At 75.0% G+C, this 12,350-nt stretch carries 13 protein-coding genes; 5 read left to right on the forward strand and 8 right to left on the reverse strand.

From position 1 onward, the window contains the following. Window positions 1–26: 26 nt before the first annotated feature. On the forward strand, window positions 27–1,427 hold the full coding sequence (locus tag J116_RS22255; RefSeq protein ID WP_028964401.1) for a pectate lyase family protein: 1,401 nt from the start codon (window positions 27–29) through the stop codon (window positions 1,425–1,427). A 256-nt stretch (window positions 1,428–1,683) separates the two neighbouring features. Continuing rightward, window positions 1,684–2,811 (forward strand): pectinesterase family protein, encoded by a 1,128-nt coding sequence (locus tag J116_RS22260; RefSeq protein ID WP_023589293.1) that lies wholly within the window; start codon window positions 1,684–1,686, stop codon window positions 2,809–2,811. A gap of 43 nt (window positions 2,812–2,854) precedes the next feature. Here the strand turns inward: J116_RS22260 and J116_RS22265 are convergent, their stop codons facing one another. The 4 genes from J116_RS22265 to J116_RS22280 form a co-directional block, all read right to left on the reverse strand. Continuing rightward, window positions 2,855–3,238, reverse strand: a complete 384-nt coding sequence (locus tag J116_RS22265; protein WP_201258864.1) for a hypothetical protein — start codon at window positions 3,236–3,238, stop codon at window positions 2,855–2,857. A gap of 239 nt (window positions 3,239–3,477) precedes the next feature. Continuing rightward, window positions 3,478–4,176 (reverse strand): response regulator transcription factor, encoded by a 699-nt coding sequence (locus J116_RS22270; protein ID WP_023589295.1) that lies wholly within the window; start codon window positions 4,174–4,176, stop codon window positions 3,478–3,480. Further along, window positions 4,131–5,462, reverse strand: a complete 1,332-nt coding sequence (locus J116_RS22275) for a sensor histidine kinase (protein ID WP_023589296.1) — start codon at window positions 5,460–5,462, stop codon at window positions 4,131–4,133. The genes J116_RS22270 and J116_RS22275 overlap by 46 nt, the downstream gene beginning before the upstream one ends. After that, window positions 5,459–6,430, reverse strand: coding sequence for a hypothetical protein (locus J116_RS22280; protein ID WP_023589297.1), 972 nt, complete (start codon window positions 6,428–6,430; stop codon window positions 5,459–5,461). The genes J116_RS22275 and J116_RS22280 overlap by 4 nt, the downstream gene beginning before the upstream one ends. A gap of 180 nt (window positions 6,431–6,610) precedes the next feature. Between J116_RS22280 and J116_RS22285 the strand changes: the two genes are divergently transcribed. Next, entirely contained in the window at window positions 6,611–7,147 is a 537-nt protein-coding gene (locus J116_RS22285) for a hypothetical protein (protein WP_028964404.1), read from the forward strand. A gap of 67 nt (window positions 7,148–7,214) precedes the next feature. On the opposite strand, the gene J116_RS22290 is transcribed toward J116_RS22285, so the two are convergent. After that, window positions 7,215–7,694, reverse strand: coding sequence for a GNAT family N-acetyltransferase (locus J116_RS22290; RefSeq protein ID WP_023589299.1), 480 nt, complete (start codon window positions 7,692–7,694; stop codon window positions 7,215–7,217). Further along, the gene (locus J116_RS22295; RefSeq protein ID WP_023589300.1) at window positions 7,694–8,464 is read right to left on the reverse strand and encodes an IclR family transcriptional regulator; all 771 of its coding nucleotides are present in this window, start codon (window positions 8,462–8,464) and stop codon (window positions 7,694–7,696) included. The genes J116_RS22290 and J116_RS22295 overlap by 1 nt, the downstream gene beginning before the upstream one ends. A 113-nt stretch (window positions 8,465–8,577) precedes the next feature. Here J116_RS22295 and J116_RS22300 point away from each other — a divergent pair, with 113 nt between their 5' ends. Next, window positions 8,578–10,107 carry an aldehyde dehydrogenase (NADP(+)) gene (locus tag J116_RS22300; protein WP_023589301.1) on the forward strand — a complete coding sequence of 510 codons (1,530 nt, stop codon included), beginning with the start codon at window positions 8,578–8,580 and terminating at the stop codon, window positions 10,105–10,107. Window positions 10,108–10,228: 121 nt separating this feature from the next. Then, the gene (locus tag J116_RS22305) at window positions 10,229–10,933 is read left to right on the forward strand and encodes a DsbA family oxidoreductase (protein WP_023589302.1); all 705 of its coding nucleotides are present in this window, start codon (window positions 10,229–10,231) and stop codon (window positions 10,931–10,933) included. A 128-nt stretch (window positions 10,934–11,061) separates the two neighbouring features. Here J116_RS22305 and thpD read toward each other — a convergent pair whose 3' ends face one another. Together thpD and J116_RS22315 are read right to left on the reverse strand one after the other, a co-directional pair. After that, window positions 11,062–11,919, reverse strand: a complete 858-nt coding sequence (thpD, locus tag J116_RS22310) for an ectoine hydroxylase (RefSeq protein ID WP_037948163.1) — start codon at window positions 11,917–11,919, stop codon at window positions 11,062–11,064. A gap of 3 nt (window positions 11,920–11,922) precedes the next feature. Further along, complete coding sequence (locus tag J116_RS22315; protein ID WP_023589304.1) at window positions 11,923–12,321, reverse strand: ectoine synthase; 399 nt, start codon at window positions 12,319–12,321, stop codon at window positions 11,923–11,925. Window positions 12,322–12,350: the final 29 nt, after the last annotated feature.

Raw genomic sequence — 12,350 nt, forward strand, 5'->3', positions numbered from 1 at the left:
CCTTCCCTCCCTTGTCAGGAGCCGCAATGCGCACCAACGAATGTCATGCTCAGGTCATTAGACGGCGTGCTGTGGCGTCGGCCGTCCGCCGCACCGCCCTGGTGCTCTCCCTCACGGCCGTCACCGCCCTCGCCGCCCCCGCGGCCACCGCCGCGCCCGTCCCCGCCTCCGCCTCGGCCTCCGCCGACGGCGCCGCCGCCACCGGTGCCGCGTGGAGCCACGGGACCGGCCGGGACCTCGCCCGCCAGACGCTGCCCGCCGGTGACGGCTGGGCCTCCGCCGACGGCGGCACCACCGGAGGCGCCGCAGCCGACGCGGCGCACGTTCACACGGTCACCACCTGGGCCCAGTTCCGCGCCGCGCTCGCGGCGGGCGGCGACGCGCCGAAGATCATCCGTGTGGTCGGCACCCTGAACGCCACCGAGGGCGGCTGCGAGAGCTTCGAGGCGCCCGGCTACGACTTCGACCAGTACCTCGCCGACTACGACCCGGCCGTCTGGGGCTACGACCGCGAGGTCAGCGGCCCGCAGGAGGACCTCCGAGCCGCCTCCGCGAAGAACCAGGACCAGGCCATCAAGGCGTACGTCCCGTCCAACACGACCATCGTCGGCGTGGGCCGGAACGCCGGGATCACCGGCGCCAGCCTCCAGGTCAAGGGCGTCAACAACGTCATCGTCCGCAACCTCACGCTGGAGAGCCCGCTCGACTGCTTCCCCCAGTGGGACCCCACGGACGGCGCGACCGGCGCGTGGAACTCCGAGTACGACGCGATGGTCGTGTACGGCTCCAGCCATGTGTGGATCGACCACAACACGTTCACCGACGGCCGGTACCCGGACAGCTCCCTGCCCCGCTACTACGGCGAGCTGTACCAGCAGCACGACGGCGAGCTGGACATCGTGCGCGGCGCGGACCTGGTGACCGCGTCCTGGAACGTGTTCGCCGACCACGACAAGACCCTGATGATCGGCAACAGCGACAGCGCGGGCGCCACCGACCGGGGCAAGCTGCGCGTCACCCTCCACCACAACCTGTTCAGCAACGTGGTCGAGCGGGCGCCGCGCGTCCGGTTCGGCCAGGTGGACACGTACAACAACCACTACGTCATCCCGGCGGACGGCTACGCGTACAGCTTCGGCATCGGCGCCGAGTCGCGGCTGGTGGCGGAGAAGAACTCGTTCCGGCTGCCGGAGGGCGTACCGGCCGGGAAGATCCTCAAGAAGTGGAAGGAGGCCCCGGTCACCGTCGCGGGCAACTACGTCAACGGGCGGTCCGTGGACCTCCTCGCCGCGCACAACACGCAGTTCCCGGGCGAGGTCCTCCAGCCGGACGCGGGCTGGACGCCCACGCTCCGCACCCGCGTGGACCACCCGCGCGTCCTCCCGGCCCTGGTCACCCACCGCGCAGGGGCGGGCCGCCTCCGCTGACCGGCCCCCGGTGACCGGCCTCTGTACAGGCCCCGTGCCGCCTCCGGACAGCCGGCGCGGGGCCCCTCCGGCGGCCGCCGCCCCTCGGCACCCCGTGCCGCCGCCACTCGGCCGTCGCCCCTCGGCACCCGTGTGGCCGTCTCCCGGCCGCCGCCGCCGCTCGGCCTCGGCCGCCGACGGGGCCCGGCTCGACCGACCCGGCTCGGGCAGCTCGGCCGCCCCCGGCTCGTACGACCCCACACCGCAAGGAGCAGACATGTCACCGCTCAGCCGCAGAAGCCTCCTGTGGGCCGGAGCCGCGGGCTTCGGGACCCTCATCGGGGCCGCGGCCCCCGGGCACGCGACCGCCCCGGTGGCCGAAGGGCACGCCGCCCCCACCGCGCCCTTCGGCCCCTACGGCGCCCCCGGCCGCCGCCTCACCCCCCGCACCCTGTACGTGGACCCCGCGGGCCGCGGCGACCACGCGACCGTCCAGGCGGCCGTCGACGCGGCGGGGCCCGGCCACACGCTGGTCCTGGCGCCCGCCACGTACCGCGAGACCGTCACCGTCCCCGCCACCCACACCGGTCTGACCCTCCTCGGCGCGAGCGGCGACCCGCGGCGGACGGTCATCGTGTACGACAACGCCGCCGGCACCCCGAAGCCCGACGGCTCCGGCACCTACGGCACGTCCGGCTCGGCCACCACCACGGTCGCCGCGGCCGGGTTCACCGCGTACCGCGTCACCTTCGCCAACGACTTCCTGCGCGCCGATCACCCGCAGATCACCGCCACGCAGGCCGTCGCGCTGAAGGCGACCGGCGACCGGTCGGCGTTCCTCCACTGCCGGTTCCTCGGCCACCAGGACACCCTGTACGCCGACTCCTCCTCCCTGTCGGCGTTCGCCCGGCAGTACTTCGCGCACTGCTACGCCGAGGGCGACGTGGACTTCGTCTTCGGGCGGGCCACGGCCGTGTTCGAGCACTGCCGGTTCCACACCCTGGCCCGGGACGTGGACTTCACCCCGAAGGGCATGGTGTTCGCGCCGTCCACGGCGGTCGCCAACCCGTACGGGTTCCTCGCCGACAGGTGCCGGATCACCAGCGGCGCGGAGGACGGCGCGTACAAGCTGGCCCGGCCGTGGGTGCCCAGCTCCGATCCGACCGCCCGCCCGTCGCTCGTGGTCCGCGACAGCCTGCTGGGCCCGGGCATCGACGCGGCTGCGCCGTACACCAACATGCGCGAGCAGTACCCGTGGCAGGCGCAGCGGTTCGCCGAGTACCGCAACTCGGGGCCGGGCGCGAGGGTCCTGGACCCGGCCCAGCGCCCCCAGCTCACCCGCGCCGAGGCCGCTACGGCGACCCGCGCGACGTACCTGGGGGACTGGAGGCCGTACGCGGACTGAGGGGCACCGGCCCGTGAGGGTCTGCCGAGCGGGCGCGGGCGCCTCAGTGGCGGGCGCCCGCCCGGCGTTCGTACCGCAGCGCCGCCCAGGTCGCCGCCGCGCCCGCGCCCTCCCACAGGCCCACGCCCAGGAACCCGGCGGGGGCGCGGCCCGCGACGACGGCGGCGGTGAACACCGCGCAGGTCAGCAGCCGGAACGGCACCGTCCACGCGTAGAACGCCCGCCAGTCGGAGAGCGCCGCGAGCACGTAGTACACGCCCATGTTCACGGCCGCCATCGACGACGCGGTCAGGAACACCAGGGTGTGGTCGCCCGCCGCCCGCGCCCCGTCCGGTACGGGATCGAAGCCCATCACCGACAGCAGCGCGTCCGGCGCCGCCAGGCCCACCGCGCCGAGCGCCGCGGCCAGCAGCCCGAAGACGGCCATGGTCCAGCCGGACAGGGAACGGGGGCGGGACGACAGGCGGCGCACGGAGCCTCCAAGTGCGGGGAACGGACGGCGAGTCGATGCTCGCAGGCGTCAACCCGCCACCCGCGCCCGGGTCCCGGCAACAGCCCCGCCCGGCCCCGGAGCCGTCCGCCCGCGCCCGCATCCCGGCCTCACGCCCGGCGCGCGTCCACGGCCTCACGCCCGGCGCGCGCCCCGCCCGGCCCGGCGCCGCGCCCTCACCCGGCCGGTGTGATGAACCCCGACTCGTACGCGACGATCACCGCCTGGGTGCGGTCGCGCGCGCCCGTCTTGGCGAGCACGGCGGCCACATGCGTCTTCACCGTCGCCGCGCCGACGCCCAGCCGCGCGGCGATCTCCGCGTTCGTCATGCCCGTCGCCATCAGCCGCAGCACGTCCGCCTCCCGCTCGGTCAGCCGGGCCACCCACGGCGCGGGCGGCGCCGCGGGCCCCCACCGCCCGTACTCGGCGGCCAGCCCCCGCAGCGCGGCCGGGTACAGCAGCGAGTCGCTGCGCGCCACGAGCCGTACCGCCGACACGAGGTCCTCCGCCCCGGACCGCTTCAGCAGGAACCCGGCCGCGCCGACGCGCAGCGCGTCGTACACGTACTGGTCGTTCTCGAAGGTGGTGACGACCACGATCCGCGGCGGACCGGGCATGGTCGCCAGGAGCTGCTCGGTCGCCCGGATGCCGTCGATCCCGGGCATGCGCACATCCATCAGCACGATGTCGGGCCGCAGTTCCCGCACCACCGACACGGCCTCGGCGCCGGTCGCGGCCTCACCGACCACGTCCAGGTCCGGTTCGGCGGCCAGGATGACCCGCAGCGCGGTGCGGACCATCCGCTCGTCGTCGGCGAGCACGACGCGGATCACCGGCGGCCCCCCGTCAGCGGCAGCCGTACGGTGAGCCGCCATACGGCCCCGTCGTCGGCGGGCCCGCCTGCCGCGTGCCCGCCCAGCAGCGCGGCCCGTTCGGCGATGCCGCGCAGCCCCCGGCCGCCGCCCGGCCGTACCACCGGCGCGCGGCCGGTCAGCGGGTTCTCCATGGTGACCTCCAGTTCCCCGTCCGCCGCGCGCAGGCGCAGTGACACCGGCGCGGCCCCTCCGTGGCGCAGCGCGTTGCTGAGCCCCTCCTGCACGATCCGGTACGCCTCGCGGGACACCGGCCCGGGCACGGCCGCGACCGGGTCGCCCTCCAGGGCGCACGCCACCTCCAGCCCGCTGTGCGCGAGCAGCGTGTCGAGCGCCTCCAGGCCGGGGCCCGGCAGTTCCCCGTCGTCCTCGCCCTGCCGCAGCAGGCCCAGCACGGAGTCGAGTTCGCCGACCGTGCGGCGCGTCGTCTCCTCGATGGCCGTGAGCGCCTCCCGTACGAACGCGAGGTCCGGTTCCGGCGCGTCGATGACCCGGCGCGCGGCGCCCGCCTGGAGGGTGACGGCGCTCAGCGCGTGGCCCACGGAGTCGTGCAGTTCGCGGGCGAGCCGGTTGCGCACGGCCAGTTCGGCGGCGCGCCGCTCGGCCGCCGCGAGCCGGTCGGCCGGGGTGGGGCCGAGCAGCACCGGCGCCTGCCGCGCCAGCAGCGCCCCCGCCCCGGCGGCGGCCGCGGCGAGCGCCAGCAGCATCAGCAGCCCTGCGGGCACGCCGAGCGCCGCCCACCACGGGTGGTCCAGGCCGTACGCCCGGCCGAGCGCCGACTCCCGCAGGCCCCGCGAGAACGGCAGCGCCATCGTGGTGACGGCGAACGGCGGCAGCGCCAGCGACGCCCCGCTGACCAGCCCGCCGATCCCCACGTGGAGGGTGAACCAGGCGGCCGTACGGGCCTTCGCCGCGCGCGAGGTGGCCGGACCGTCGGCGAGCCGCTCGGCCGGGACACCGCACAGCACCCGCGCCGCCGCCACCGACATGGGCCGGACGAGCGGGACGACCCCGGTGACGGCGGCCAGGGGCAGCGCCAGCAGGTAGGCCCCGAGCTGCGTCGTCAGCGACCCGGTGAACGCGTCCGCCCGGTCGGTGAACAGCGCCAGGACGACCGTCCCGACCAGCCAGTACGGCATGAGCAGGGCACCGCCCAGGACGAGGTGCGTCCAGCGCAGCCGCGCCCGCCGCCCGAGCAGCGCCACCCCTGCCTGCCGTGCCCGCCGCCCCGGCAGCGTCCGCGCCGCCCCCCGGGGCAGGCCGCCGCCGGGGCGGAGGCGGGCCCTCATCCGGCGCGCCTGCGCAGGAACACGGCCACGCACCCGGCCAGCACCATCCCCGTGATCATCTCGCCAGCGTAGGTCAGCGTGAGCAGCGCCGTCGGCTCCTTCGCCGGATCCGCGGAGGGCGCCAGCGCGGCGAGGAACTGCCAGCCGCCCCAGCACCCCACGGCCCCCGACCCGGCCCAGCCCAGCGCCAGCGGCACCCGTACGGGAAGGCCCCGCCCGCGCCGGAACACCAGCAGCCCGACCCCGGTCACCGCGGCCGCCGCGTACAGGGCGCGCAGTGCCTCAAGCGCGTGGAAGCCCGCCGTGCGGGAGGCCACCTGCGACGGGGACAGCCCCTCCGTCATCCCGGACGCCCAGCCGACGTGCACGGCGGCTACCGGCAACAGGGCCAGCGAGGCGGCCACGGCGACGGCCCGCACCACGGGCCCGGACACGCGCGGCGTCAGGTCCCGGACGGTGCCCCGCCACACGTGGCTCCACCGGCCGGTGGCGTACCGGACGAACAGCGCGCCCAGGGCGAGGCCCTGCACGATGAACCCGCCGTACACGACGGTGAACACCCATGGGTCGAGGAACGGCTCGGAGGAGACGGCCGCGGTGTGCGGCTCCTCCCACAGCCCGGCGACCGTGCCGACCGGGAAACCCACCATGACCGGGACGAGCAGTCCGGTCGCCGCCCACATGGGAACGGCCAGCAGCCAGGCGGGGACCCGCTGCCCCCACCGCTGGGTGAGGAGCAGCGCCAGCACGATCACGGCCAGGTCCATCAGCAGCGTCACGGCGTTGGCGACGGCGATCAGCCGGGGCTGCTCCAGCAGCAGGCTCCCCTCGGGCACCCCGACCCGGCTCCCGGCCAGCCAGGCGGCCTTCAGCGTCAGATACGGCAGGCAGGCGAGGATCGCGACGACGCGCAGCACACGTACGGCGGTACCGGGCGGCCCGGGAAGGGCGAGCGGGGTCGTTGTCATGCCTTAACCCTCCCGCCGGGCCCCCGTGGACACGTCGTGCCCGCCGACGATCCGTCTCCGCCGCACGGGGGAGACCCCCTGCCCGCCGGGTGGACCGGCCCCGACGGGTGTTTCCGGCCATGACAGAATCCGGCCACTGACTCGGGCGGCCACGCCGGGTCCTCATGCAAGGGGGGGGACATGGCGGTGCCGGGACGCTCGGCGGCGGTGGGAGCCGTGGCGGTGGCGGTGGCGCTGCTCGTCGCGGGATGCGCGGGGGCCACCGGTGAGCCGACCACGACGGCACCGGCCGACACGGCCTCCGCCGCCCCGGCGGCGGGCGCTTCGGCGGCGGTGAAGCCCTCGCGGATGCCCCGGGAGCAGGTGGAGGCGGACTTCCTGTTCGCCACCGAGGGCATGGGGGCCGAGGCCCTGCGCTTCGTCCGGCGCGACGACGCGCACATGCACTCCTGCATGATCGACGGGGTGTTGGCGACACCCGAGGTGAGGGGCAGGGCCGAGCTGCTGAAGATCGTGGAGAGGCTGCGCCTCCGAGGGTGGCGGTCCGACGCGGTGGTGACGCCGGACGAGGACGGAGTGCAGACCGTCGCGAAACGCGGCGGCTGGCTGATGTTCATCGGTGTCGGGCCCGTACCGGAGCAGTTCAAGGCACAGGTCGGCGCCAACAGGGGTGCCTTGGCCGTCGGGGGGACGGCGGATACCTGCGGGGCGCAGTAGACGGGCCCCGGCCCGGTGGTCGTCTCGGCTTCCGCCCGACCGCCCCTGCCCCCGCCGTGAACGGCCCCTACCTCAGCGTGAACACGACCTCGTCCACTTCCTCCCCGCGCCCGTGCGCCCAGCCGCGGTCGTGGCCGGTCGCCACGAAGCCGCACTTGCGCAGGACGCGGCACGACGCGGCGTTGTCGGTCGCCGCGCGGGCGCGCAGCGGCCGTTCCGGGACCAGGTCCAGCAGCGCGGAGAGGGCGGCGGTGGCGACGCCGCGCCCCCAGTGGGCGCGGTCGATCCAGTACGTCACCTCCCGCTCGCCGGGCGGCCCGTACACGGCGGCGTGCCCGGCCGGGGCGCCGTCCACGAGGACGAGCCGGTTGACGTCCGGCGAGGCGGGCAGCCGCGCCCAGTGCGCGTCGAACGCTGCCCGGTCATCCGGGTCCCGGGCGGTGAACGCGGCCATGCGGCGCGCCTCGGGATCGCGTACCAGCGCGAACAGGTAGTCGAGGTCCCCGGCGCGCACCGGCCGCAGGGACACGACGGCTCGGGCCGTCATCAGAGTGTCCGGGTGGCGAGGGTGAGCCGGTCGCGGGCGTCGAACAGGGCGTCCTTGACGGTCTGCTCGTGGGCCGGGGTGAGCCGGGCGGCCGGCACCGAGCAGCTGAGCGCGTCGCGGGCGGGGGTGCGGTTCGGGACGGCGACGCCGAAGCAGCGCAGGCCGAGCGTGTTCTCCTCGCGGTCGACGGCGTACCCCTGCGCGCGGATCGCGGCCAGCTCGTCGATGAGCTTCTCGCGGTCGGTGATGGTGTGCTCGGTGAGCGCGGGCAGCGTCCCGGGCAGCAGTTCGCGCACCCGCTCGTCGTCGTACGTGGCGAGCAGCGCCTTGCCCAGCGCGGTGGAGTGGACGGGCAGCCGTCGCCCGACGCGGGTGAAGGGGCGCAGGTGGTGCTGGGCCTGGCGGGTGGCCAGATGGACGACGTTGGCGCCGTCGAGGCGGGCGAGGGGGACGGTCTCGGTCGTGTCGTCGGCGAGCCGGTCGAGGGTGGGGCGGGCCGCCGCGACGACCTCGTCGCCGTCGATGTACGACGTGCCGACGAGCAGCGCGCGGACGCCGATGCCGTACCGGGTGCCGGTCGCGTCCGTCTCCACCCAGCCGAGCTCCACCAGCGTCCGCAGCAGCATGTACAGGCTCGACTTGGGGTAGCCGACCGCCTCCTGGACGGCGGCGAGCGTGTGCATGCCGGGGCTCCCCGCGAAGTACTCCAGCAACTCCACGGTGCGCACGGCCGACTTGACCTGCGCCCCGCCGGTTTCGGCAGCGGACATTGGCTCTTGACCCCTTCGGACGCCCGTCAATAGAGTCCCTGTGGATTCACCATCAGGAACGCCGTTCAGAATAGCGAACAGGCGGGAAGCGCACAGTCGGAAGGACGTCCGCGGTGTCCGCAGCAGAAGTCTGGAGTGTCGATCCCCGAACCGGGAAGCGCCGGGAGCGGGTCGCGACGGAGGCGACCGCCCACGACGTGGACCGCGCGGTCCGGGCCGCGCACGACGCGCGGGCCGCGCTGGCCGACCGCGCCGTACGGTCCGCGTTCCTGCGGTCGGCGGCCGCCCGGCTGGAGGCGGCGAGGGACCGGCTGGTCGCCGCCGCCGACGCCGAGACCGCCCTCGGGGTGCCCCGCCTCACCGGTGAGCTGGCCCGCAGCTGCTACCAGCTGCGCGAGTTCGCCGACATCGTGGACGAGGGCGCGTTCCTGGATGTGATCATCAATCATCCGGACGAATCGGCGACCCCGCCCGTCCCGGACCTGCGCCGCTACAAGGTGCCACTGGGCGTCGTCGCCGTGTACGCCGCGTCGAACTTCCCGTTCGCGTTCTCCGTGCCCGGCGGGGACACGGCCAGCGCCCTGGCGGCGGGCTGCCCGGTGGTCGTCAAGGCGCACCCGGACCACCCGGCCACGTCGGAGCTGGCCGCCGTCGCGCTGCGCGAGGCCGCCGCCGAGCACGGCCTGCCGGAGGCGGTCGTCGGCCTGGTCCACGGCTTCGACGCGGGGGTGGAGCTGGTCCGCCACCCGCTGGTCGCGGCGGCGGGCTTCACCGGTTCCGTACGGGGCGGCCGGGCGCTGTTCGACGCGGCGGCGTCCCGTCCCGTACCCATCCCGTTCCACGGCGAACTGGGCTCCCTCAACCCGGTCGTGGTGACCGAGTCCGCCGCGGCGGAGCGGGCCGACGAGCTCGGCACCGGCCTCGCGGGCTCCATGACGCTGGGCACCGGCCAGTTCTGCGTCAAGCCCGGCCTGGTGCTCACCCCGCGGGGCGAGGCGGGCGACCGGCTCGTCACGTCCCTGACCGGCGCGGTGGCGCAGGCCCCGGAGGGCGTCCTCCTCGACGGGCGGATGCGCGACAACTTCGTCGCGGGCGTCGCCGAGCGGGCCGCGCTGCCGGACGTGGAGGCGCCGGTTGCCCCGGGCGCGGCGGGGGAGCGCGCGGTGGCGCCGGGCTTCCTGACCGTACCGGCCGCCCGCCTCGCGGAGGAGGGCCCGCACGACCTGCTGCTGGAGGAGTGCTTCGGCCCGGTCACGGTCGTCGCCCGGTACGCCACGGACGACGAGGTGACGCGCGTCCTGTCCCGCCTGCCCGGCAACCTCACGGCGACCCTGCACGTCTCGTCGCGGGAGGCCGCGGGCGAGGGCCCGGGCGCGGAGCTCCTGGCGGCGGTCACCCCGCTGGCGGGCCGCGTCGTCGTCAACGGCTGGCCCACGGGCGTCGCGGTGGCCCGCGCCCAGCACCACGGCGGCCCGTACCCGGCGACGACGTCCACGTCCACGTCGGTCGGCGGCACGGCGATGGACCGCTGGCTCCGTCCGGTCGCGTACCAGTCCACCCCCCACGCCCTGCTCCCGGAGGAGCTCAGGGACGACAACCCCCTGAAGCTCCCCCGCCGAGTGAACGGCGTCCTGGAGGCCTGACCCCGGCGCCTCCCGGCGGGCCCGGGAATGCGCGGGGCGCTCGTGGTGTTGGCAGGCGGTGGTGCGGAGGAGTCCTCCGCATCGTCCGCCGCCGTGCCGTACGACCCTGGAGAGAACCCTCATGCGCGTGGAGATCTGGAGCGACATCGCCTGTCCCTGGTGCTACATCGGGAAGGCCCGCTTCGAGGAGGGGCTCGCCGCGTTCGCGCACCGGGACCAGGTCGAGGTCGTGTACCGGTCCTTCGAGCTGGACCCCGGGCGCGCCAAGGGCGAGGTGGCGCCGGTCGTGGACATGCTCGCCGCCAAGTACGGGCGTACGCCCGCGGAGGCGCTCGCCATGGAGGAGCACGTCGCCTCCGTCGCCCACGGCGAGGGCCTCGCGTACCGGGTGGAGGGGCGCGTGCACGGCAGCACCTTCGACATCCACCGGCTCCTCCACCTCGCCAGGGAGCGGGGCCGCCAGGAGGCCCTGCTCGACCTCGCCTACCGGGCCAACTTCGCCGAGGAGCGGTCCGTGTACGACCCCGAGGTGCTGGTCCGGATCGCCGTGGAGGCCGGGCTCGACGAGGCCGAGGCGCGGGCCGTGCTCGCCGACGAGACGGCGTACGCCGACCAGGTGCGCGCCGACGAGCGGGAGGCCGCCGAACTGGGCGCGACCGGTGTGCCGTTCTTCGTCTTCGACCGCCGGTACGGCGTCTCCGGCGGCCAGCCCGCCGAGGTCTTCACGCAGGCGCTGGAGCAGGCGTGGAAGGGCCGCGCCCTCCAGCCCGTCGCCGCCGCAGACCCCGCCCCGGCCTGCGACGCCGACGGCGCCTGCGCGGTCTGAGGGAGGGGGTGGCGGGACGGGCCCGCACCCGCCGTCGGCGCATGAGGACGGGCCCGCCCCCCCGCCGGACGCAGGGGGGCGGGCCCGTCCGGTGCCTTACCGCATCGGTGCCTCACCGCACCGAGGGCTCACCGCACCGGGGTGAAGTCCCTCGCGCCGATGAACTCCGGGCGGCGGACCGGCGCCGCGAAGGGCTCCACCGCCGCGTTCTCCACGCTGTTGAACACGATGAAGACGTTGCTCCTCGGGTACGGCGTGATGTTGTCGCCCGAGCCGTGCATCGCGTTGCAGTCGAACCAGGTCGCCGACCCGGCCCGCCCCGTGAACAGCCGGATGCCGTGCGCGTCCGCCAGGCGGGTCAGGGCCTCGTCCGACGGGGTGCCCGCGTCCTGCATCTGGAGCGACTTCTTGTAGTTGTCCTTCGGCGTCTCGCCCGCGCAGCCCAGGAACGTCCGGTGCGACCCCGGCATGATCATCAGGGCGCCGTTCGTGTCGTGGTTGCGGGTCAGCGCGATCGACACCGACACGGTCCGCATCCGCGGCAGTCCGTCCTCCGCGTGCCAGGTCTCGAAGTCCGAGTGCCAGTAGAACCCGGACGCCCCGAACCCCGGCTTCACGTTGATCCGCGACTGGTGCACGTACACGTCCGAGCCGAGGATGCGCCGCGCCATCCCGACGACCCGCTCGTCCCGCACCAGCTTCGAGAAGACGTCGCTGATCCGGTGCACCTCGAACACCGACCGCACCGCCTGCGACCGGGGCTCCACGATGGACCGCTCGTCGGCCCGTACGTCCGGGTCCGCGACCAGCCGGTCCAGCTCGGCCCGGTAGACCGCGACCTCCTCGTCGGTCAGCAGGTCCTCGACGGGCAGGAAGCCGTCCCGTTCGAACGCCTCCAGGTCCGCGTCGAGCGGCCCCCACACGACCGGGTCGCGGCGGGGCGTGAGCACCTCGGTGGTGCCGCGCGTGGGATACAGGTCCTCCATCACTCAGTCCTCCTCCGTCAGCAGCGGGTACACACCGTTCTCGTCGTGGTCCTCCCGGCCGGTCACCGGCGGGTTGAAGACGCAGACGCAGCGGAAGTCGGTCTTGGGCCGCAGCGTGTGCCGCTCGTGCTTGTCGAGGAGGTACATCGTGCCGGGCCTGATCCAGTGGACCTCGCCGGTCTCGAGGTCGGTCAGCTCGGCCTCGCCCTCGACGCACAGCACGGCCTCGATGTGGTTCGCGTACCACATCGACGTCTCCGTGCCCGCGTACAGCACCGTCTCGTGCAGGGAGAAGCCGACCTTCTCTCGGGCGAGCACGATCCGCTTGCTCTCCCACGTCCCCGACGCGGATCTCACATGGCGCTCGGTGTTCTCGATCTCCTGCAGGGATCGGACGATCACGGTGACCGCACCCTTTCGTAGCGTGACTT

Origin of the sequence: Streptomyces thermolilacinus SPC6 (assembly GCF_000478605.2) — a bacterium.
In the GTDB taxonomy this organism is placed as follows: Bacteria; Actinomycetota; Actinomycetes; order Streptomycetales; family Streptomycetaceae; genus Streptomyces; species Streptomyces thermolilacinus.

Coding starts and splice junctions, on each gene's coding strand:
- J116_RS22255 (WP_028964401.1), top strand. CDS start 27: ATGCGCACCAACGAATGTCATGCTCAGGTCATTAGACGGCGTGCTGTG.
- J116_RS22260 (WP_023589293.1), top strand. CDS start 1,684: ATGTCACCGCTCAGCCGCAGAAGCCTCCTGTGGGCCGGAGCCGCGGGC.
- J116_RS22265 (WP_201258864.1), bottom strand. CDS start 3,238: ATGGCCGTCTTCGGGCTGCTGGCCGCGGCGCTCGGCGCGGTGGGCCTG.
- J116_RS22270 (WP_023589295.1), bottom strand. CDS start 4,176: ATGGCGGCTCACCGTACGGCTGCCGCTGACGGGGGGCCGCCGGTGATC.
- J116_RS22275 (WP_023589296.1), bottom strand. CDS start 5,462: ATGAGGGCCCGCCTCCGCCCCGGCGGCGGCCTGCCCCGGGGGGCGGCG.
- J116_RS22280 (WP_023589297.1), bottom strand. CDS start 6,430: ATGACAACGACCCCGCTCGCCCTTCCCGGGCCGCCCGGTACCGCCGTA.
- J116_RS22285 (WP_028964404.1), top strand. CDS start 6,611: ATGGCGGTGCCGGGACGCTCGGCGGCGGTGGGAGCCGTGGCGGTGGCG.
- J116_RS22290 (WP_023589299.1), bottom strand. CDS start 7,694: ATGACGGCCCGAGCCGTCGTGTCCCTGCGGCCGGTGCGCGCCGGGGAC.
- J116_RS22295 (WP_023589300.1), bottom strand. CDS start 8,464: ATGTCCGCTGCCGAAACCGGCGGGGCGCAGGTCAAGTCGGCCGTGCGC.
- J116_RS22305 (WP_023589302.1), top strand. CDS start 10,229: ATGCGCGTGGAGATCTGGAGCGACATCGCCTGTCCCTGGTGCTACATC.
- thpD (WP_037948163.1), bottom strand. CDS start 11,919: ATGGAGGACCTGTATCCCACGCGCGGCACCACCGAGGTGCTCACGCCC.